This is a genomic window from Curtobacterium flaccumfaciens, from assembly GCF_018598405.1.
Classification (GTDB): Bacteria; Actinomycetota; Actinomycetes; order Actinomycetales; family Microbacteriaceae; genus Curtobacterium; species Curtobacterium aurantiacum.
The window spans coordinates 14865-35623 of sequence record NZ_JAHEWS010000017.1 but is presented as its reverse complement, the minus strand read 5'-3'; the positions used below and the strand labels follow the sequence as shown (position 1 = coordinate 35623).

General features: G+C 69.4%; 19 protein-coding genes. 16 read left to right on the top strand and 3 right to left on the bottom strand.

Annotated elements, in window-relative coordinates; translation table 11 throughout:
• The first annotated feature begins 16 nt into the window (after window positions 1-16).
• Genes hisD through KK097_RS11815 form a run of 3 tightly spaced genes read left to right on the top strand, consistent with a single transcriptional unit; the run spans window position 17 to window position 2911 of the window.
• Entirely contained in the window at window positions 17-1324 is a 1308-nt protein-coding gene (gene hisD / locus KK097_RS11825; protein ID WP_214530837.1) for a histidinol dehydrogenase, read from the top strand.
• Window positions 1325-1337: 13 nt separating this feature from the next.
• Entirely contained in the window at window positions 1338-1838 is a 501-nt protein-coding gene (gene nrdR, locus KK097_RS11820) for a transcriptional regulator NrdR (protein ID WP_110892765.1), read from the top strand.
• On the top strand, window positions 1835-2911 hold the full coding sequence (locus tag KK097_RS11815) for a quinone-dependent dihydroorotate dehydrogenase (protein WP_214530839.1): 1077 nt from the start codon (window positions 1835-1837) through the stop codon (window positions 2909-2911). The genes nrdR and KK097_RS11815 overlap by 4 nt, the downstream gene beginning before the upstream one ends.
• A 218-nt stretch (window positions 2912-3129) precedes the next feature.
• Here the strand turns inward: KK097_RS11815 and KK097_RS11810 are convergent, their stop codons facing one another.
• Window positions 3130-3705, bottom strand: a complete 576-nt coding sequence (locus KK097_RS11810) for a DUF3043 domain-containing protein (protein WP_307858409.1) — start codon at window positions 3703-3705, stop codon at window positions 3130-3132.
• A gap of 52 nt (window positions 3706-3757) precedes the next feature.
• On the opposite strand from KK097_RS11810, the gene KK097_RS11805 reads away from it, so the two are divergent.
• The 6 genes from KK097_RS11805 to KK097_RS11780 all read left to right on the top strand — a co-directional run bounded on the left by KK097_RS11805 (window position 3758) and on the right by KK097_RS11780 (window position 10475).
• Window positions 3758-5209 (top strand): dipeptidase, encoded by a 1452-nt coding sequence (locus KK097_RS11805; protein ID WP_214544922.1) that lies wholly within the window; start codon window positions 3758-3760, stop codon window positions 5207-5209.
• A gap of 58 nt (window positions 5210-5267) precedes the next feature.
• Window positions 5268-5636: a HesB/IscA family protein gene (locus KK097_RS11800; RefSeq protein ID WP_214544921.1), complete on the top strand. Its 369-nt coding sequence runs from the start codon at window positions 5268-5270 to the stop codon at window positions 5634-5636.
• 234 nt (window positions 5637-5870) lie between these two features.
• Complete coding sequence (gene ctaC, locus KK097_RS11795) at window positions 5871-6773, top strand: aa3-type cytochrome oxidase subunit II (protein ID WP_307858364.1); 903 nt, start codon at window positions 5871-5873, stop codon at window positions 6771-6773.
• Window positions 6774-6784: 11 nt separating this feature from the next.
• On the top strand, window positions 6785-8521 hold the full coding sequence (gene ctaD, locus KK097_RS11790; RefSeq protein ID WP_250893043.1) for an aa3-type cytochrome oxidase subunit I: 1737 nt from the start codon (window positions 6785-6787) through the stop codon (window positions 8519-8521).
• A gap of 4 nt (window positions 8522-8525) precedes the next feature.
• A complete protein-coding gene (locus tag KK097_RS11785) occupies window positions 8526-8942 on the top strand; it encodes a cytochrome c oxidase subunit 4 (RefSeq protein ID WP_214529786.1) in 417 nt (138 codons plus the stop codon).
• A 159-nt stretch (window positions 8943-9101) separates the two neighbouring features.
• Window positions 9102-10475: a glucose-6-phosphate dehydrogenase gene (locus KK097_RS11780; RefSeq protein WP_214529787.1), complete on the top strand. Its 1374-nt coding sequence runs from the start codon at window positions 9102-9104 to the stop codon at window positions 10473-10475.
• 211 nt (window positions 10476-10686) lie between these two features.
• Here KK097_RS11780 and KK097_RS11775 read toward each other — a convergent pair whose 3' ends face one another.
• Together KK097_RS11775 and KK097_RS11770 are read right to left on the bottom strand one after the other, a co-directional pair.
• Entirely contained in the window at window positions 10687-12603 is a 1917-nt protein-coding gene (locus tag KK097_RS11775; protein ID WP_214544920.1) for a glycoside hydrolase family 15 protein, read from the bottom strand.
• A 78-nt stretch (window positions 12604-12681) separates the two neighbouring features.
• On the bottom strand, window positions 12682-13746 hold the full coding sequence (locus tag KK097_RS11770) for an App1 family protein phosphatidate phosphatase (protein WP_214529789.1): 1065 nt from the start codon (window positions 13744-13746) through the stop codon (window positions 12682-12684).
• Between the two features lie 139 nt (window positions 13747-13885).
• Here KK097_RS11770 and KK097_RS11765 point away from each other — a divergent pair, with 139 nt between their 5' ends.
• From KK097_RS11765 to cydB, 7 genes are all read left to right on the top strand, one after another.
• Window positions 13886-14533, top strand: coding sequence for a TetR/AcrR family transcriptional regulator (locus KK097_RS11765; RefSeq protein WP_307858363.1), 648 nt, complete (start codon window positions 13886-13888; stop codon window positions 14531-14533).
• A gap of 215 nt (window positions 14534-14748) precedes the next feature.
• A complete protein-coding gene (locus KK097_RS11760; protein ID WP_027465271.1) occupies window positions 14749-15675 on the top strand; it encodes an ABC transporter ATP-binding protein in 927 nt (308 codons plus the stop codon).
• Window positions 15672-16388 carry an ABC transporter permease gene (locus KK097_RS11755; RefSeq protein ID WP_214529792.1) on the top strand — a complete coding sequence of 239 codons (717 nt, stop codon included), beginning with the start codon at window positions 15672-15674 and terminating at the stop codon, window positions 16386-16388. The genes KK097_RS11760 and KK097_RS11755 overlap by 4 nt, the downstream gene beginning before the upstream one ends.
• Window positions 16385-17113: an ABC transporter permease gene (locus tag KK097_RS11750; protein ID WP_214544919.1), complete on the top strand. Its 729-nt coding sequence runs from the start codon at window positions 16385-16387 to the stop codon at window positions 17111-17113. Before KK097_RS11755 ends, KK097_RS11750 begins: the two co-directional genes overlap by 4 nt.
• A complete protein-coding gene (locus KK097_RS11745; protein ID WP_214544917.1) occupies window positions 17110-18033 on the top strand; it encodes an ABC transporter substrate-binding protein in 924 nt (307 codons plus the stop codon). The genes KK097_RS11750 and KK097_RS11745 overlap by 4 nt, the downstream gene beginning before the upstream one ends.
• A gap of 284 nt (window positions 18034-18317) precedes the next feature.
• Entirely contained in the window at window positions 18318-19730 is a 1413-nt protein-coding gene (locus tag KK097_RS11740) for a cytochrome ubiquinol oxidase subunit I (protein WP_214529795.1), read from the top strand.
• A 16-nt stretch (window positions 19731-19746) separates the two neighbouring features.
• A complete protein-coding gene (cydB, locus tag KK097_RS11735; protein WP_214529796.1) occupies window positions 19747-20751 on the top strand; it encodes a cytochrome d ubiquinol oxidase subunit II in 1005 nt (334 codons plus the stop codon).
• Window positions 20752-20759: the final 8 nt, after the last annotated feature.

The following is a 20759-nucleotide window of genomic DNA, read 5'->3' as shown; positions in this document are numbered from 1 at the left end:
GGTAAGATCGTCCCCGATGATGCAGCGAATCGACCTCCGCGGCGGCCTCCCCGCCCGTGCCGAACTCCTCCGACTCATGCCCCGTGCCGCGGGTGACGTGTCGCACGCGGTCGACGCCGCGCGCGAGCTCGTCGAGGACGTCCGACACCGTGGCGCCGCGGCGCTGCACGACCAGGCCGAGCGCTTCGACGGCGGGGCTCCCGCGCACGTCCGGGTGCCCGCCGCCGAGATCGCCGCAGCAGTGGCCGGACTCACCCCCGAGCTCCGCGAAGCACTGGACGAGGCCATCCGCCGCGTCCGGGCCGCGAGTGCCGCGCAGATCCCCGCCGCCGCCGTGACGACCCTTGCCGACGGCGCCGAGGTCCACCAGCGCTGGCAGCCGATGCGCCGCGTCGGGCTCTACGTGCCCGGTGGCAAGGCCGTCTACCCGTCCAGCGTCGTGATGAACGTCGTTGCGGCCCAGGTCGCGGGCGTTGCCTCGATCGCCCTCGTGTCGCCGCCGCAGCGCGACCACGGCGGTGCGGTGCACCCGACGATCCTCGCCGCGGCGGGGCTGCTCGGCGTCGACGAGGTCTACGCGATGGGCGGCGCCGGAGCCGTCGGCGCGCTGGCGTACGGCGTCGCCGAGATCGACCTCGAGCCGGTCGACCTGGTCACCGGGCCGGGCAACAACTACGTCGCCGCAGCCAAGCGCCTGGTGCGCGGTGTGGTGGGCATCGACTCCGAAGCCGGGGCGACCGAGATCCTCGTGATCGCGGACGACACCGCCGACGCCGGGTTCGTGGCCGCCGACCTCATCAGCCAGGCCGAGCACGACGAGCAGGCCGGCAGCGTCCTGGTGACGACGTCCGCGGCGTTCGCCGACGCGGTGGAAGCCGCCATCCCGGAACGCACCGCTGTGCTCGGGACGGCCACGCGCCTCCAGACCGCCCTGGACGGCCCGCAGTCCGCGATCGTCCTGGTGGACTCGCTGACCGACGCGGCGACCGTGAGCAACGCGTACGGGCCGGAGCACCTCGAGATCCAGACGGTCGACGACGACGCCGTGCTGTCCGAGATCGACGCCGCCGGTGCGGTGTTCGTCGGTCCGCACACACCGGTGAGCCTGGGGGACTACCTGGCCGGGTCGAACCACGTGCTGCCGACCGGCGGCCAGGCCCGCTTCGGGTCCGGGCTGTCCGCATCGACGTTCCTGCGGCCCCAGCAGATCGTCCGGTACACGCCCGAGGCGCTGGCCGAGGTCGCGCCGCACATCGTCGCGCTGTCCACCGAGGAGCAGCTCCCCGCGCACGGGGCCGCCGTGACGGAGCGGACGAACCGATAGCCTGGGGAACGACATGTTCTGCCCCTTCTGCCGCCATCCGGACTCCCGCGTCGTCGACTCACGGACGAGCGACGACGGAACCTCCATCCGTCGCCGTCGCCAGTGCCCCAACTGCGGTCGGCGGTTCTCGACGACCGAGACCGCATCGCTCAACGTCGTGAAGCGCAACGGCGTCACCGAGCCGTTCAGCCGCGACAAGATCGTCTCCGGCGTGCGCAAGGCGTGCCAGGGACGCCCGGTCACCGACGGCGACCTGGCCGTGCTCGCGCAGCGCGTCGAGGAGACGGTGCGGTCCTCGGGCTCCAGCCAGATCGACGCGAACGACATCGGCCTCGCGATCCTCGCGCCGCTGCGCGAGCTCGACGAGGTCGCCTACCTGCGGTTCGCGAGCGTCTACCAGGCGTTCGACTCGCTCGAGGACTTCGAAGACGCCATCGGCCAGCTCCGTCGCGACCACCACGGGGCGGCCGACACGGCCGCCGGGTCGTCCGCACCGTCCGGCACCCGCGCGTGAGCGGCATCGCCGAACGCATCGTGCGTGGCGGCTACCGCGTCGTGTTCCGCTCCGTGTTCGCGAACATGGACCCGGAGCGCGCCCACCACCTGGCGTTCGCCGTCATCGCGGGGCTGCCGCGCGTGCCGTTCCTGAGCGGCGTCGTCGAGCGCTACTGCCGTCCCCCGGCGGCCGACGGCGTCACCACGATGGGCATCCACTTCCCGTCGCGTTTCGGCCTCGCGGCCGGGTTCGACAAGGACGCCCGCGGCATCGCCGGTCTCGGCCTGCTCGGTTTCGGCCACGTCGAGGTCGGCACCATCACCGCCAAGCCGCAGCCCGGCAACGAGCGTCCGCGCCTGTTCCGACTGATCGGTGACCGCGCCCTGATCAACCGGATGGGCTTCAACAACCACGGCGCCGCAGCGGCCGCGCGGCGTCTCGAGCGTGCCCGCCGCAACCCGGGTCGACCCGTCATCGGCGTGAACATCGGCAAGAGCCGGGTCGTCGCGGTCGAGGACGCCATCGACGACTACCTCGAGTCCACCCGACGCCTCGCGACGTTCGCCGACTACCTGGCGGTCAACGTCAGCTCGCCGAACACGCCCGGGCTGCGCGGACTGCAGGAACTCGACCAGCTCCGGCCGCTGCTGTCCGCCGTCCGCGATGCCGCCGGACGAACGCCGGTGCTCGTCAAGATCGCGCCGGACCTGACCGACGAGCAGATCGACGCGATCGCGGGCCTCGCGGTCGAGCTCGGGCTGTCCGGCGTGATCGCGAACAACACGACGATCTCCCGCGAGGGCCTGACCACCGACCCGTCCGACGTCGAGGCGATGGGTGCCGGGGGCCTCTCCGGTGCGCCCGTCGCCGCCCGCTCGCTCGAGGTGCTGCGCCGCGTCCGCTCCGTCGTGCCGGCGGACTTCTGCGTCATCGCCGTCGGCGGGGTGACCACGGAGCAGGACGTGCAGGACCGCATCGAGGCCGGAGCCACGCTCGTGCAGGGCTACACCGCCTTCCTCTACGAGGGACCGACCTGGGCTGCCCGCATCAACCGCCTGCGGCGTCGTCGGCTGCGTCGCGCTGCGCGGTAGACGCGACCACACGACGGACGGGAGGCCCGTGGCGACACCGCCACGGGCCTCCCGTCCGTCGTGGGGGCGCGCCCACGGCCGCTTCGTGAGCAGCGGTGGTCGGGTGCGCCGCGCCCACCCGACCATTCCTGCTCACGAAGCACGAGCGGGGGAGTGGTGAGTGGGAACGACGAAGCGCCGCCCGGCAGGCCGGGCGGCGCTTCGTCGTGTGCGTGTGCCTAGGGCGTGGGGTACTGCCCGCGCCGGACCTGGGGCTTCGGCAGCCGCAGGAAGCGCAGCTGCCACGCCCGCGTGAGGATGTAGAGGAACGTGCCGCGCTGGAACTCGCCGAACTTGGTGGTGAGCTTGCGGCGGAGCGACAGCCAGAGCACCACGCAGTCGATGATGAACAGCGCCACGAACGCCCACACCAGCAGGAGCGAGTAGGACGCCACGACGGTCTGCGCGGCCGCGAACCCGACGATCAGGAACAGCACGAGCACGGGCATCATGACCTCGCCGACGTTCCAGCGGGCGTCGATCCAGTCGCGGACGAAGCGTCGCTGCTCACCGCGGTCCTTCGCGGGCAGGTAGCGCTCTTCGCCGTTGGCCATGCCGACCCGGGCGCGCTCGCGCTCCGAGTTGAGACGGGCGCGGGCGGCCTTCTTGTCGACCGGCGTGTTGCCGACGAGGGGGCGGCGGTTCGCTGCCTCTCGCTCGCGGCGGGACGGCGTGGGGCGGCCCTTGCCCTGCTCGAGGAGCTCGGCCTCGGTCGGGTTCACGGTCGTGTTGGTCTTGGGGGCTGCCTTCGCCACGGTGCGTTCCTAACGGCGGTGTGCGTGCGGGATCTCCTCTAGATTACCGGGCATGACCGACACCGAACAGCACAGCCCCGCGACCGACCCCGCGCTCCTCGACGCCCTGCGCGAACACGTGCAGGGGGCGCTGCCCACGACGATCGCCGACCTGTCCGCGCTGGTGCGCCTGCCGTCGGTGTCCTGGTCGGCCTTCGACCCGGCGAACGTGCGCGCGAGTGCCGAGGCGGTCGCCGACCTCGCACGGTCCACGGGGGTCTTCGGGGCGGACGACGTGCGCATCGTGCGCTCGGCGGTGTCCGGGGCGACCGCGGACGTCGCCGAGGCGGACGCCGAGTCCGAGCTCGGTCAGCCGGCCGTCCTCGCGGTCCGTCCGGCTCGGAACGGGAAGCCGACCGTGATGCTCTACGCGCACCACGACGTGCAGCCGCAGGGCGACGAGGCCCTGTGGGAGACGCCGCCGTTCGAGCCGACGCTGCGCGGTGACCGCCTGTACGGTCGCGGCGCCTCGGACGACAAGGCCGGTGTGATGACGCACATCGCGTCGCTCCGTGCCGTGCACGCCCAGTTCGGTGACGACCTCGACCTCGGGATCGTGCTCTTCGTCGAGGGCGAGGAGGAGTTCGGCTCCCGCTCGTTCCGCACGTTCCTGCGCGAGCAGAAGGAGCACCTCGCCGCCGACGTCATCGTCGTGGCGGACAGCGACAACTGGTCGACCGAGGTGCCGTCGATCACGGTCTCGCTCCGCGGCAACGTCACCTTCAAGCTCACGCTGACCACGCTCGAGCACGCCAGTCACAGCGGGATGTTCGGGGGAGCGGCCCCGGACGCGATGATCCCGATGGTCAAGCTGCTCGCCTCGCTGCACGACGCCGACGGGTCGGTCGCGGTCGACGGGCTGACCTCGTACGAGGCCGACGTCCCCTCGCGCACGGACGAGGAGCTCGCCGCCGATGCCGCCCTGGTCCCCGGAGTGCGCCCGATCGGTACCGGCGCCGTCCTGTCGCGCATGTGGTTCCAGCCGTCGATCACGGTGACGGGCATGGACGTGCCGAGTGTCGCGAACGCGTCCAACACCTTGCTGCCCACGGTCTCCGCACGCGTGTCCGTCCGCGTCGCCCCCGGACAGGACGCGCGCGAGGCCTCCGCGGCCGTCGAACGACACCTGCGCGAGCACGTCCCGTTCGGAGCGCGGATGGAGATCACCGAGCCGGACAGCGGCGACGGCTTCCTCGTCGACACCGCGGGCTGGGCCGTCCAGGAGGCCCGCACGGCGATGCGTGAGGGCTGGGGCGCCGAGGCGGTCGAGCAGGGCATCGGCGGGTCGATCCCGTTCGTGTCGGACCTCGCCGCGGAGTTCCCGGAGGCGCAGATCCTGGTCACCGGCGTCGAGGACCCGGACACCCGGGCGCACAGCCCGAACGAGTCGCAGCACCTCGGTGTCCTGCACCGTGCCATCGCGTCCGAGACGATCCTGCTCGCCAGGCTCGCGACGCGCAGCTGAGGGTGCTTACAATCGACGCCAGGCGCGGTGACCAGCACCGCCCGGAGGGAGACGCGCGATGAGCGACACCATCACCGAAGCACCGGCGACCCGAACCCCGTCGCACGGCGTCCTCCTGAGCGACGCCGCTGCCGGCAAGGTGGCGAGCCTGCTCGAGCAGGAGGGCCGCGACGACCTGCGCCTGCGCCTCGCCGTCCAGCCCGGTGGCTGCTCAGGCCTGATCTACCAGCTGTACTTCGACGAGCGCATGCTCGACGGTGACGTCACCGCCGAGTTCGACGGGGTCGAGGTCGTCGTCGACAAGATGAGCGTCCCGTACCTCGACGGTGCGACGATCGACTTCGAGGACACGATCCAGAAGCAGGGCTTCACGATCGACAACCCGAACGCGCAGGGCAGCTGCGCCTGTGGCGACAGCTTCCACTGATCACCAGCGATCCGACACGCGAGCGGGGAGCGACCGAACGGTCGCTCCCCGCTCGCGTTCTCGTGCGGATCGAGGCCAGAACCGTGTCGCGTGTGCGCGAGCGGTACCGGGCTGCGAGTAAGCTAGGAGTGTTCCAATCAAGCTGGGAGCCAGCATTGAGTCGCCTTCGTGTGGCTCGCCGTCGGACTCGACGGGCTGACCTCCCGAAGCTCAGGTCTTTTGCGAGAGGTAACAGTGCGTTCGAATCGCCGTATACGTTGGGCGGCCGTCCCGGTGGCCGTCGGTCTGGTCATCGCACTGGCTGGCTGCACGCAGCAGCAGATGAACGGATGGCTCCCCGGCACGGAGGAGACGAAGGACGTCACGAACCACACGAGCCGCATCGTCGGCCTGTGGACCACCAGCTGGGTCGTGCTCCTCGCCGTCGGTCTCATCGTCTGGGGCCTCGTCATCTGGGCAGCGATCGTCTACCGCCGCCGGAAGGGCCAGACCGGCCTGCCCGTGCAGATGCGGTACAACATGCCGCTCGAGATCTTCTACACGATCGTGCCGCTGATCCTCGTGCTCGGCTTCTTCGCCTTCACCGCGAAGGACCAGGCCGCGATCGAGAAGCCCTTCGCCGACCCCGACGCCACCGTGCACGTCTACGGCAAGCGCTGGGCGTGGGACTTCAACTACATCAACAAGGACAACCCCGAAGAGAGCGTCTACTACCAGGGCATCCAGGCCCAGGAAGAAGAGAACGCCAACGGGGCGATCGACGAGTCGCAGCTGCCGACCCTCTACCTGCCGCAGGGCAAGAAGGTCGCGATCGAGCTCTCCTCGCGTGACGTCGACCACTCCTTCTGGGTCATCGACTTCCTCTACAAGAAGGACATGCTCCCGGGCAAGACCAACTGGGAGTACTTCATCCCGGAGAAGCTCGGCACGTACCAGGGCAAGTGTGCGGAGCTCTGCGGTGAGTACCACTCGCTGATGCTCTTCCAGGTGAAGGTCGTCACGCCGGCCGAGTACGAGAAGTACCTCGGCACCCTGAAGGACCAGGGCAAGGTCGGCCTGCTCGGTGACGAGTACAACACCAACACCAACGAACCGAACAACAAGGCGCCGGTCGAGGCGTCCAGCGAGAACAAGTAGGGGCTCGTCAGATGACAACGTCACTCGTCGGCCAACCGACCCAGACCTCGTCGCCGGACTTCCAGGCGTCGAAGGTGGGCCGGAAGGGCAACATCGTCGTCCGGTGGATCACCTCCACCGACCACAAGACCATCGGGTACATGTACCTGATCGCGTCGTTCATCTTCTTCCTGCTCGCAGGTGTGATGGCGCTCGTGATCCGTGCCCAGCTCTTCGAACCCGGCCTGCACGTGGTCGCGACGAAGGAGCAGTACAACCAGCTGTTCACGATGCACGGCACGATCATGCTGCTGATGTTCGCGACGCCGCTGTTCTCCGGCTTCGCGAACGCGATCATGCCGCTCCAGATCGGTGCGCCGGACGTCGCCTTCCCGCGACTCAACGGCTTCGCGTTCTGGCTCTACCTGTTCGGCTCGCTCATCGCGGTCGGCGGCTTCCTCACCCCGCAGGGCGCGGCCTCGTTCGGGTGGTTCGCCTACGCGCCACTGAGTGACACGACGTTCACACCAGGGCTCGGCGGCACACTCTGGGTCTTCGGCCTCGGCATGACCGGCTTCTCGACGATCCTCGGTGCGGTGAACTTCATCACCACGATCATCACGATGCGTGCCCCGGGTCTGACCATGTTCCGCATGTCGATCTTCACGTGGAACACCCTCGTGACGGCGCTCCTCGTCCTGATGGCCTTCCCGGTCCTCGCGACGGCGCTCTTCGGCCTCGGGCTCGACCGCGTGTTCGACGCGCAGATCTTCAACCCGGCCAACGGCGGGGCCCTGCTCTGGCAGCACCTGTTCTGGTTCTTCGGGCACCCCGAGGTCTATATCATCGCGCTGCCGTTCTTCGGCATCGTCTCCGAGGTCTTCCCGGTCTTCAGCCGCAAGCCGATCTTCGGGTACAAGACCCTCGTGTACGCGACGATCTCGATCGCGGCCCTGTCGATCACGGTGTGGGCACACCACATGTACGTCACCGGTGGCGTCCTGCTCCCGTGGTTCTCGCTCATGACGATGCTCATCGCGGTCCCGACCGGCGTGAAGATCTTCAACTGGGTCGGCACGATGTGGCGCGGTTCGGTCACGTTCGAGACGCCGCTCCTCTGGGCCCTCGGCTTCCTCATCACGTTCACCTTCGGTGGTCTCACCGGCGTGATCCTGGCGTCGCCGCCGCTCGACTTCCACGTGTCCGACTCGTACTTCGTCGTCGCGCACTTCCACTACGTGGTCTTCGGCACCGTCGTGTTCGCGATGTTCTCCGGGTTCTACTTCTGGTGGCCGAAGTGGACCGGCAAGATGCTCAACGAGCGTCTGGGCAAGATCCACTTCTGGCTCCTGTTCATCGGGTTCCACACCACGTTCCTCATCCAGCACTGGCTGGGCGTCATCGGCATGCCGCGTCGCTACGCGACCTACCTGCCGAACGACGGCTTCACCTGGATGAACCAGCTGTCGACGATCGGCTCGATGATCCTCGCGATCTCGTTCCTGCCGTTCATCTTCAACGTCTACGTGACCGCCCGGAACGCACCGAAGGTCGCCGTGAACGACCCGTGGGGCTACGGCCGCTCGCTCGAGTGGGCGACCTCCTGCCCGCCGCCGCGCCACAACTTCACGTCGATCCCGCGGATCCGTTCGGAGTCCCCGGCCTTCGACCTGAACCACCCCGAGGCCGGTGTGCCGATCGGTGTCGGTCCCGCGAAGGACGCCCCCGATGCCCCGACCTACGACGCCGCGAAGGGCGAGGTGAAGTAAGGCCATGCGCGCCAACACCAACCTGTTCTGGATCCTCTTCGGGTTCTTCATCGTGGCGGATGCCGCGTACACCATCTGGGCGCTGATCTACTACGGCCAGCCCGAGTGGGTGGGCACCGTAGCCATCGGGCTGACCGGCCTGATGTCCGCGTTCATCGCCTTCTACCTCGGCAAGGTGATGTCGTCCCAGGGCGGCGTCCTCCCCGAGGACCGCCCCGACGCCAACATCGAGGACGGCGACGCCGAGCTCGGGCACTTCAGCCCGTGGTCGTGGTGGCCCATCCTGCTGGCCGCCGCGGTCGGCGTCTGCTTCCTCGGCGTCGCCGCCGGCCTGTGGATCGTCCCGATCGGACTCGTCCTCGTGGCGATCACCCTGGTCGGCTGGGTCTACGAGTACTACCGCGGCAACTTCGGGCACTGACCCGGCGCTGCAGCGCACCTGACACTTCGGGCGGCACCACAACGGTGCCGCCCGAAGTGCGTCCGGGGAACGATCTCCCGGTTCGGATCCGGAACAAACGGGCCCGCCCGCGACTTGACTGGAGCGGACCTCCCACCACAGCGAAAGGAGTCACCTCAGGTGACCGACAAGCGCACCCTCATCATCTTCGGCGCGACGGGCGACCTCGCCTCCCGCCTGCTCCTGCCGGGCCTCGGCACGTTCCTGCAGAGCGGCCGTGCCGTCCCCGTGCAGCTGATCGGCACGGGCCGCAGCGAGCGCAGTCCCGAGAAGTGGAAGGACATCGTCACGCAGTCCTTCGCGTCGCAGGACGTCAAGGGGCCGGAGGTCGACGCGACCATCGAGTCGACGCAGTTCATCCAGGGCGACCCGACCGACCCGAAGCACCTCGAGGCGCTCCTGGCCGCGGCCGACTCCGAGCCGATCCTGTACTTCGCGCTCCCGCCGCAGATCGCCTCCGACATCTGCGAGGCGCTCCAGCAGGTGGAGCTCCCCGAGGGCACCACGTTGGCGTTCGAGAAGCCCTTCGGCACCGACGTCGCCAGCGCCCAGGCCCTCAACGAGACGGTGCTCAAGCTCGTCCCCGAGGACCGCGTGCACCGCACCGACCACTTCCTCGGCCGCACCACGGTGCTCAACATCATCGGTCTGCGCTTCGCGAACCGCCTGTTCGAGCCGATCTGGAACGCCGAGAACATCGAGAAGGTCGACATCTTCTACGACGAGACCCTCGGTCTCGAGAACCGCGCCCAGTACTACGACGAGGCCGGCGCGATGGTCGACATGATCCAGTCGCACCTGCTGCAGATCCTCGGCCTGGTCACGATGGACGCCCCGGCCGCGATCGACGCGGTCGAGTTCCGCTCGTCGCTCGCCCGGGTCCTGCGTTCCACCCGCCTCAAGGGCGACGACGCGAAGATCGCCTCGCGCCGTGCGGTCTACACCGCTGGCACCATCGACGGCAAGGAGCTGCCGTCGTACCAGGAAGAGGACGGCGTCGACCCGTCGCGCCAGACGGAGACCCTCGCCGAGATCTCGGTCGAGGTCGACACCGCCCGCTGGGCCGGCGTCCCCTTCACCCTGCGCTCCGGCAAGGCCCTCGGCGCCAGCCGCAAGGAGGTGCTGATCACCTTCAAGCCGGTCACGCGCCTGCCCTCCGGTCTGACCGGTCGCCCGAAGACCGACACGCTGCGCATCGTCCTGAACCCGGACGAGATCGAGCTGTCGGTGTCGGCCAACGGCGGCGGCAACCCGTTCGAGATGGGGCAGGTCACCCTGTCGTCCTCGTTCAGCGACGGTGAGCTCACCCCGTACGGCGAGGTCCTGAACGGCATCTTCCACGACGACCCGCTGCTCTCGATCCGCGGCGACGTGGCCGAGCGCTGCTGGGAGATCGTGGAGCCGGTCGTCGCCGCGTGGAAGGCCGACGAGGTCCCGCTCGAGGAGTACCGCGCCGGCTCGCGCGGCCCGGCGGACTGGGAGTCGTCGTCCTGACGGACGCGCCCCTGACGTCGTGAACGCGACGCCCTGACGGACGGGAGGCCCGGTGCCAGCTGGCACCGGGCCTCCCGTCCGTCAGGGCGTCGGCTACAGGGCATCGCGCGACGCCGTCGTGTCGTTGCGACGCCGCCAGATCCGGCGAGGTCTCGACGGCTTCGAGGTGTCTCGCGAAGACGACGGCGTCTGCACGGGGTGGAGCCAGGCGTCAGGCGGGGGAGCCGGCGCGGCCGCCCTCACCGGTCCACGACCTGGTGCCGCCGTCGTGCAGGGGCAGCCGTGTGCGGTGCCCGATCCGCCGACCGTGTGCGCGCTCGATCGCGTCGGCCGCGGACACGAGCGTCAGGTGCGACAGCACCTGCGGGGTGTTGCCGATGTGGTGGCCGGTGGCGACGTCGATCTCCTCGGACAGCATGCCGACGTCGTTCGCGTACCCGACGAGCACGTCCATCAGATGCTCGGCGTCGGCGACGCGGCCCGAGGCGGCGTACTGCTCCACCAGCCAGAACGAGCACGCGAGGAACGGGTGCTCGGCACCGGAGAGTCCGTCGAAGCCCGCGGTGGTGCGGTAGCGGAGCACGAGGCCGTCGTCCCCGACCCGGAGGTCCTCCTCGATCGCGCGCACCGTTCCCGTCATCCGGGGGTCGTCCGCACGGCAGAACCCGACCTGTGGCAGGACGAGCAGGCTCGCGTCGACCTCGTCGGTGTCGTAGTGCTGGCGGAAGGATCCCCGGCCGGCGTTCCAGCCGTGTTCCTCGATCTCGGCGCGGACGGTGTCGCGGAGTGTGCGCCAGCGCTCGACCGGCCCCTCGAGGCCGAACTCCTCGACGGCGGCGACCCCGCGGTCGAAGGCCGCCCAGATCATCACCCGGGAGTGCGTGAAGCTGCGCCGTGGACCGCGCATCTCCCAGATGCCGTTGTCCGGCTCCTGCCAGTGCTCCTCGACGTAGCCGAGCAGGGCACGCTGCAGCGCCCAGGAGTCGGCGTTCTCCTCGACCCCGAGCTCGCGCGCGTCGTGCAGTGCCGCGAGCACCTCGCCGAAGACGTCGCCCTGGTACTGGGTGGAGGCACCGTTGCCGATCCGCACCGGGGTGGACCCGAGGTAGCCCGGGAGCTCGGGCAGCTCCCGTTCGGGCAGCTCACGTTCCCCGGCGATGCCGTACATGATCTGCACGTCCGCGGGGTCGCCGGCGATCGCACGGAGCAGCCAGCCGCGCCAGTGCGTGGCCTCGTCCCGGTAGCCGTGGGCGATGAGCGAGGCGAGCGCGAGGGAGGCGTCGCGGAGCCAGACGTAGCGGTAGTCCCAGTTGCGTTCGCCGCCGGGGTCCTCGGGCAGGCCCGTGGTCGCGGCGGCGACGACGCCACCGGTCTCGCCGTGGGTCATCGCGCGGAGGAACACCAGCGACCGTCGTGCGGCGTCGGCGTACCGGCCGCTGGTCTGCGCTGGGGCGGTCCACGCCGTCCACCACTGCACCGTGTGGGCGAGGGCCGCGTCGACGTCGAGCGGCTCCGGCGGCTCGCGGTGCGACGGGTACCAGGTGAGCACCGTGTCGAGCACGTCGCCGTCGTGGATCGTCGTGACGGCGGTGTGTCGATGGTCGTCGGCGCGGAACTGCGGGCCCCGGACGATCACCGATCCCGGACCGGCTGTCGCGAGCAGCGCCGGTTCGTCGTCGTCCCCGATCTGCCGGATCCACGGCAGTGCGCGCGCGTAGTCGAACCGGATCCGGAGCGTCTGCCGGAGCTCGACGGTGCCGCGGAGCCCACGCACCCGCCGCACGATCGAGGGGCGGTGGGCTCCGACGGGCATGAACTCGGTGACCTCGACCACGCCGTCACGGGTCGTCCAGACGGTCGAGAGCACCAGGGTGTCGCCGTCGTACTTCCGCTCGGCGGTCGCGTCGCCGTCGACGGGCCGCAGGCTCCAGTGTCCGTGGTCCTCGGTGCCGAGCAGCGAGGCGAAGGTGGACGAGTTGTCGAAGCGCGGCAGGCACGCCCAGTCGATCGTCCCGTCACGGCCGACCAGGGCCGCCGTGCCGGTGTCGCCGATCAGGGCGTGGTCCTCGATGCGGTTCGGCGGTGTGTGCGGTGCGGCTGTGGGCGGTGCGGCCGGCTCGGTGCTCATGGACCGATCGAACACCCGCGGCCCGGGCGTCGCGCTCGGTGGAGCCTGTCCCGGACCGTGCCCGGGATGAGGGGTCGCTCAGGCCGGGTCGGAGGCGTCGGACTCGATGATGCCGACCCGCGCGAGCTCGCTCCACAGCCCGGCACCGTCCGGGGCGTAGACCCAGGGGGCCGAGGAGTCACGCGAGCGCTCCTGCGCCCGCGAGCGGCCACCGGCCAGGACGGCCTCGCTCGTGGACAGCTGCCGGATGGCGACTCCCGCGACGTTGTCCGGGTGTTCACGCGAGAAGTCGCCGTAGAGGGTCTCGTCGTGCTGGCCGTCGTCGCCGACGAGCAGCCAGCGGATGTCCGGGAAGTCCTTCGCGAGCCGCCGGAGGTTCTCCTGCTTGTGCAGCTGCCCGCTGCGGAAGAACCGGTCGTGCGTGGGCCCCCAGTCGGTGAGCAGCAGGGTGCCGGACGGGTACATGTTGCGCGACAGGAAGCGCTGCAGCGTCGGGGCGACGTTCCACGCGCCGGTCGACAGGTACACGGTGGGCGAACCGGGGTGCTGCGCGAGGATCCGTTCGTACAGCACGGACATGCCGGGCACGGGGCGACGGGCGTGCTCGGTCAGGACGAACGAGTTCCAGGCCGCCAGCATCGGGCGGGGGAGCGAGGTCACCATCACGGTGTCGTCGATGTCGGACAGCAGCCCGAAGCGGGTGTCCGGGTGCACGACGAAGACGTCCGCCTCGACGTCACGCCCGCCACCAGCTGACAGCCGTACGGTGCGCCAGCCCGGCTCGAGGTCGATCGGGACGATGGTGTCGACGACGCCTCCGCGGTCGGTCTCGACCACGTGGGAGACGCCTCCGGCGGTGACGGTGACCTCGGCGTGGTCGACGGCGACGCTCGTGAAGCTCTTCCAGCCGCGGACGCCGGCGTACGAGACGTCGGAGGCGAGACCGCGGCGCGTCAGCAGGACCCGGCAGAGGATGCGCACCCAACCGGGTGCGCCGTAGCCGGTGTAGGGGACCACCGTGGGGACGAGGCCGCGACGACGTGCGCGCTGCTCGCGGAACTCCTGGACGGCGTCCTCGATGCGGGCCGCGCGGTGCAGGAGCGGCTCGGCCAACGACGGCTCGTGGGGCGTCGGGTCGGGCATGGCGCCATCATCCCATGTGCGGCTGGCGAAACCACGCGCCGAGCGGGAACTGGTGAGTCGCAGCCACGTTCCAGGCGGCTTCTGCGAAAGTTGTCCCCGTCACACCAACGAACCGCGCTGGAGCGCAAGAGGAGAACACGTGCTCGTCACCGAGGTAACGAACGCTCTGCCGGGGGGATCATCACTGCTCAGGAACGAGCCGGTCCAAGCCCGCAGTTCGGCGCGCCTCGCCGGCCTCCTCGACGCCGCTGCCGCGGTGATCGACGAGATCGGGTTCGAGCGGCTCACGACCGCCATGGTCGCCGAGCGGGCGGGGGCGTCCATCGGCACCGTCTACCGGTACTTCCCGGACCGCATCGCCGTCGTCGAGGCGCTGGCCATCCGCTGCACCCAGCGGCTCGCGTCCCGCTTCGTGGAGGCGCTCGACGCCAGCGCCGCGGAGACCTGGCAGGACGCCAACGACGCGCTCATCGACGTGACCGCCGAGATGTACCGCACGGAGCCGGGCTTCCGGGCCATCCGGTTCGGCGACCCCGCCGACACCGGCACCGGTGACGCCGAGGATCGGATGGGCGCACTCGGTGCCACCGTCGGTCAGATCATGCGCGACCGCTTCGGTCTGCCGGACGACGAGCACATCGCACGCGCCTGGGTCGTGCTCGCCGAGTCCGGCCACGCGGTGCTGGCGCGGGCGCACCGCGACCGCGAGCACCCCGACACGGAGCTGATCGAGGAGTACCGCCGGATGAACCGCGCCCACCTGGAATCGGTGATCGCCGCGTCCTGACCACCGCGCCACGCCGCGCGACCGATCCGATCCCGCCCGCGTCTCCGAACAGGAGGCGCGGGCGGCGTCGTCCCGCCCCGTCGCGTCGTGCGTGGCGCACCTCCACCGCCGTCCGCCCCCAATGGATGGGTCATGCATCGTCACAACGAACCGATGTCGGTCCTCCCGGGTACTCTCATCCGAAGTCGGGCTACCTCCGAACAGAAGGGCACCCCATGATCGAGTTCCGCTCGGTGCGCAAGACCTACCCGGACGGCACGACTGCGGTCGAGCACTTCGATCTGGTCATCCCGTCCCGCACCACCACCGTCTTCGTCGGATCCAGCGGCTGTGGCAAGACCACGCTGCTCCGCATGATCAACCGCATGGTCGACCCCACCTCGGGGACGGTCGAGATCGACGGATCGGACGTCGCCGGGATCAACCCGGTCGAGCTCCGTCGTCACATCGGCTACGTCATGCAGAACTCCGGACTCCTGCCGCACCGCAAGGTCGTCGACAACATCGCGACGGTCCCGCTGCTGACCGGCGTCTCCAAGGCCGACGCGCGCAAGCGCGCCCTCGAACTGATGGACACCGTCGGGCTCGACCGCGCGTTCGCCGACCGCTACCCGTCCCAGCTCTCCGGCGGCCAGCAGCAGCGCGTCGGTGTCGCCCGCGGGCTCGCCGTCGACCCGAACATCCTCCTCATGGACGAGCCGTTCGGTGCCGTCGACCCCCTGGTGCGCAACGACCTGCAGGACGAGCTCATCCGCCTGCAGCGCGAACTCGGCAAGACCGTCGTCTTCGTGACGCACGACATCGACGAGGCGTTCAAGCTCGGCGACCAGGTCGTCATCCTCAAGAAGGGCGGCGAGATCGCCCAGCAGGGGACGCCCGCCGAGATCCTCGCCGCACCGGCCGACGACTTCGTCGCCACCTTCATCGGCGCGGGCCGCGGTCGACGCGCGCTCCGGGTCGAGCAGACCCCGACCGGCCCGATCGTCGTCGACGGTGAAGGTCGTGCCGCCGGCGTGCTGACGGGCCCCGTCGGGGTCGTCGACGCCGCCGAGGCCGTGCCGCAGTCCGACTCCCGAGCAGCAGAGGCCGGAGCGTCGCACGACGCACCGGGTGCTCCGGCGCAGGGTGGGGGCACCCGGTGAAGTGGGTGCTGGCGAACCTCGACACGATCTGGGACAACACGCTCTCCCACCTCGCGATCGCGATCCCGCCGATCATCATCGCGTTCCTGCTGTCGATCCCGATCGGCTGGCTCGTGGTCCGGTTGCAGCAACCCGGGGGATCGCGCCTCGCATCCGGGGTCGGCGGCAGCATCGTGACCCTCGCCGGTCTGCTGTACGCGATCCCGTCGCTGGCCCTGTTCGTCGCGCTGCCGGGGATCATCGGCACCGACCTGCAGAGCCCGGTCAACGTCGTCATCGGCCTGACCCTGTACGGCCTCGCACTGATGGTCCGGTCCACGGTGGACGGCCTGACCTCGGTCGACGCGGAGACCAAGTCCGCCTCGACCGCGATGGGCTACTCGTCGGCGCAGCGGTTCTTCCGGGTGGAGCTCCCGCTCGCCGGTCCGGTGCTGCTCGCCGGGCTCCGGGTGGTCGCGGTGTCCACGATCTCGCTCACCACGGTCGGCGCGGTCCTCGGCATCCCGAGTCTCGGCCTGCTGTTCACCGACGGCTTGGGGCGCGGGATCTACGAGGAGATCCTCTCCGGCATCGTCATGGTGCTCGTGCTCGCGTTCGCCCTCGACGGCCTCCTCGTGCTGCTCGGGCGCCTGGTGATGCCGTGGACCCGGACGGACTCGGTGTCGCGCCGACGGGCCCGCCGCGTCCTGCAAGCAGCGGAGGTCTCCTCGTGATCATCGGTCAGGCCTTCGCGTGGGTGCTCGACCCCACGAACTACGGCGGGTACAACGGCATCCCCCAGCGCCTCTGGGAGCACGTCTGGATCACGCTGCTCGCGGTCCTCATCGCCGCGGTCATCGCCGTTCCGGTCGGCTACGCGATCGGCCACACCCGTCGTGCCCGTGGCTTCTCGATCGCGGTGTCCGGCGGGGTGCGGGCACTCCCGACGCTCGGCGTGCTCTCGCTGTTCGGTCTGCTGCTCGGCATCGGGCTGCAGGCTCCCTTGCTCGCCCTCGTCATCCTGGCGATCCCCTCCGTGCTCGCCGGTGCGTACTCCGGCATCGAGGCCGTCGACCCGGTCGTCGTCGACGCCGCGAAGGCGCAGGGCATGACCGGGTGGCAGATCCTCTGGAAGGTCGAGATCCCGCTCGGGCTCCCGCTGCTGATCGGTGGGATCCGCGCCGCCGTGCTGCAGGTCGTCGCGACGGCCACGCTCGCCGCGTACGTCGGGGCCGGGGGCCTCGGCGGGTACTTCTTCCTCGGGCTGAAGACCCAGGACTACGCCGAGATGCTCGGCGCCTCCATCCTCGTGATCGCGCTCGCGATCGCGTTCGAGATCGTGTTCGCCGTGCTGCAGCGGGCGGCGGTGCCGAAGGGCACCGCGGCCCCGTCGGCCCGACAGCGTCAGGGGTCGCGTGAGCGAGCCCGCAATCCACTCCCGGAAGGAAATCCCTCGTGATCACAGCACCCAAGATCCGCGCCGGCGTCGCCGCCGCGATGGCGGTGGGCGTCGTCGCCGCCCTCGCCGGCTGCGCGTCGAGCGACCCGCTCGACAGCGGTTCCAGCGGCTCGTCCGACTCGAAGACCATCGTCGTCGGCTCGCAGCAGTACTACTCGAACGAGATCATCGCCGAGCTCTACGCCCAGGTCCTCGAGAAGGACGGCTTCGACGTGAAGCGCAACTTCAACATCGGACAGCGCGAGGTCTACATCCCGCAGCTCGAGAAGGGCGCCATCGACGTCATGCCGGAGTACAGCGGCAACCTGCTGCAGTACTTCGACAAGGAGTCCGACGCGAAGACCGCCGACCAGATCGACGACGGGCTCGACAAGGCCCTGCCGAAGGGCCTCCGTGTCCTCGACGAGGCCGACGCGACCGACCAGGACAGCTACACCGTCACGAAGAAGTTCTCCGAGGACAACGACGTCACGAGCCTGGCCGACCTGAAGAACGTCGACGAGAAGCTCACCGTCGGGGCGAACTCCGAGAACCAGACCCGTCCGTACGGGCCGGAGGGACTCAAGTCGGTCTACGGCGTCGACGTCGACTTCAAGGCGATCGAGGACGGCGGCGGTGCCCTGACCGTCAAGGCGCTCAAGGACGGCACCGTCCAGCTGGCCGACATCTACACGGCCGACCCGAGCATCAAGGCGAACGGCTTCGTCACGCTGGAGGACCCGGAGAACCTGATCCTCCCGCAGAACGTCGTCCCCGTGGTGTCGGACAAGGTCGACGAGAAGGCCGCAGACGCGATCGACTCGGTCAACGAGAAGCTCTCGACCGAGGCCCTGATCGCGCTCAACACCAAGAGCACGGCCGACAAGGAGAAGGCGTCCACCATCGCCGAGGACTGGCTCAAGGCCGAGGGCCTGCTGTAAGCACAGCACCACATCTGCACCACGAACAAAGCGACAGGCGTCGGGTATCTACCCGGCGCCTGTCGTCGTTCGCGCAAGGGGCAACGCGAACATCCGTGCCGCACGGTTGTGCCGTGCAGACGCTTTGCACGTTTGTGCACAGCGAGGTTCTACAAGTTGTCGAATCGGGGTGCCCCGCGATAGCGTTGGGGTGTCCCAAGGGCTGTGACACCTGATGTATCCGTTCCACAGGAAGCAACTGACGTGCACGAACAGCGCGCGGCCACCCGTCTCGGAATCGCCGCATGAACGACCTCCTCGATCCGCTCCTCCTGTCGCGGTGGCAGTTCGGTCTGACGACCATCTACCACTTCCTCTTCGTCCCGCTGACGATCGGCATGGCAGCCGTCGTGGCCGTGTTCCAGACCGCCTGGTACCGGACCGGCCGCGCGCACTACCTGCAGCTGACGCGGTTCTTCGGACGGATCTTCCTGATCAACTTCGCCATGGGTGTCGTGACGGGCATCGTGCAGGAGTTCCAGTTCGGCATGAACTGGTCGAACTACTCGCGCTTCGTCGGTGACGTCTTCGGTGCACCGCTCGCGCTCGAGGGCATCCTGGCGTTCTTCTTCGAGGCGGCGTTCATCGGCATCTGGATCTTCGGCTGGGACCGCCTGCCGAAGGGGCTCCACCTGGCGAGCATCTGGTGCGTGAGCGCGGGCACGATCATGTCGGCCTACTTCATCATCGCGGCGAACGCCTTCATGCAGCACCCGGTCGGCTTCGCGATGAACGAGGCCAAGGGCCGTGCGGAGCTCACCGACATCTGGGCGGTGCTCGGCAACAAGGTGGCGCTGGCGGCGTTCCCGCACACGCTCTTCGCGTGCTTCATGGTCGCCGCTGCGGTCATCATCGCGGTGGCGGCGTACCACCTGGCCCGCAACCAGAACCTCGAGACGATGATGCCGGCGCTGAAGTTCGGCATGTGGACCATGGTCGCTGCCGGCGCCCTGACCGTCCTGACCGGCGACCAGCTCGGTCTGACCATGGTCGACACCCAGCCGATGAAGATGGCGGCTGCCGAGGCGCTGTACAACACGGCGACCGGCAAGGACGCCTCGTTCTCGATCTTCACGCTCGGCACACCGGACGGCGTCCACGAGCTGTTCTCGATCCGGGTGCCGTACCTGCTGTCGTTCCTGTCGACACACACGTTCAACGGCACGGTCGAGGGCATCAACGACCTGCAGGCGCAGTACACCGAGGTGTACGGCCCGGGGGACTACAAGCCGATCATCTGGGTCACCTACTGGTCGTTCCGCTGGATGATCGCCCTCGGTGTGGGCGCGGTGCTGGTCTCGCTGGCCGGCCTGTGGCTGACCCGCAAGGGCCGGTTCCCGACGCAGCGCTGGATCTGGCGCATCGCCACCTGGACCGTACCGCTGCCGATGGCCGCGATGATCGTCGGCTGGATCTTCACCGAGATGGGCCGCCAGCCGTGGCTCGTGTTCGGGCTGCTCCAGACGAAGGACGGCGTGTCCCCGAACGTGACCGGGCTCGAGGTCCTGATCTCGCTGCTGGTCTTCACCCTGATCTACGGCTCACTGGCCGTCGTCGAGTTCAAGCTCATCAAGAAGGTCGCGCAAGAGGGGCCCGCCGACCCGGCCGAGGTCGACGAGGAGACCGGCGAGGTCAAGCACGAAGTGACGGTCTACTAGAAATGGACGCTGCCTGATGGATCTCCCTGTTCTCTGGTTCGCGATCGTCGGCGTCTTCTTCGTCGGCTACTTCGTCCTCGACGGGTTCGACTTCGGTGTCGGCATGTCCCTGCCGTTCCTCGGCAAGGACGACACCGACCGTCGCGTCCTGATCAACACCATCGGCCCGGTCTGGGACCTCAACGAGACCTGGGTCATCGTGGCCGGGGCGTGCCTGTTCGCGGCGTTCCCCGAGTGGTACGCCACGATGTTCTCCGGCTTCTACCTGGCGCTGCTGCTCATCCTCGCCGCGCTCATCGCCCGCGGGGTGTCGTTCGAGTACCGGCACCAGAACAAGCACCTCGAGTGGAAGCGCCGCTTCGACCTGATGATCATCGTCGGCAGTGCCGTGCCGTCGTTCCTGTGGGGCGTCGCCTTCGGCAACGTCGTCCGCGGCATCCCGATGGACGCCGGGCACAACTACACGGGCACGATCTTCGACCTGCTCAACCCGTTCGCGCTGCTGACCGGTGTCGCGACGCTGCTGGTGTTCTTCACCCACGGGGTCGTCTTCGTCGCGCTGAAGACCGAGGGCGAGATCCGTGAGCGCGCCAAGCGCCTGGCGACCCGGGCCGGCGTCCTCACGATCGTGGTCGGCGCCGCGTTCCTGGTGTCGATGGCGTTCGTCCGTGCCACCCCGGCGTCACTGGTGCTCTCCGTGGTCGCCGCCTTGGCGCTCGTGCTGGCGGTGCTCTGCAATGCCTGGGGCAAGGAGGGGCGTGCGTTCACCCTCATGGCGATCACCATCGCGGCGATCGTGCTCGCGATGTTCACGGCGATCTTCCCCGACGTGATGCCCGCGTCGAACGACGTCGCGAACAGCCTGAACGTGTACAACGCCTCGTCCGGGTCCTACACCCTGACGGTGATGAGCTGGGTCGCGCTGATCTTCGTGCCCCTGGTCTTCGCGTACCAGGCGTGGACCTACTGGGTGTTCCGCAAGCGCGTCTCCCGCGCCCAGATCACCGCGTCCGCGCACTAGGCGGACGC